At 70.4% G+C, this 321-nt stretch carries 1 protein-coding gene; it reads right to left on the reverse strand.

Annotated features, from left to right (window positions below; all coding sequences use genetic code 11):
* Window positions 1-321: TonB-dependent receptor plug domain-containing protein (locus H3H36_RS26405; RefSeq protein ID WP_182220993.1), on the reverse strand; the 321-nt coding region annotated here is incomplete at both ends.

Consider the following 321-nt stretch of genomic DNA (forward strand, 5'->3'; position numbering starts at 1 on the left):
GCACGCCGGCGATGGCGTCCGAGCCGTACTGGGCGGCGGCGCCGTCGCGCAGCACTTGCACGTCCTTGATGGCCAGCATGGGGATGGCGTTCATGTCGGTGCCCGTGTTGCCGCGGTTGCGCGCGCCAAACAGGTTGACCAGGGCCGTCGTGTGGCGGCGCTTGCCGTTCACCAGCACCAGGGTCTGGTCCGAGCCGAGGCCGCGCAGGGCGGCCGAGTCGACCAGGTCGGCGCCGTCGGCGCCGGTCTGGCGGGTCGAGTTGAACGAGGGCGAAATATTGGTCAGGGTCTGGGCCAGGTCGAACTGGCCGCCCGATTCAG

This window comes from Rugamonas fusca, assembly GCF_014042365.1.
In the GTDB taxonomy this organism is placed as follows: Bacteria; Pseudomonadota; Gammaproteobacteria; order Burkholderiales; family Burkholderiaceae_D; genus Rugamonas; species Rugamonas fusca.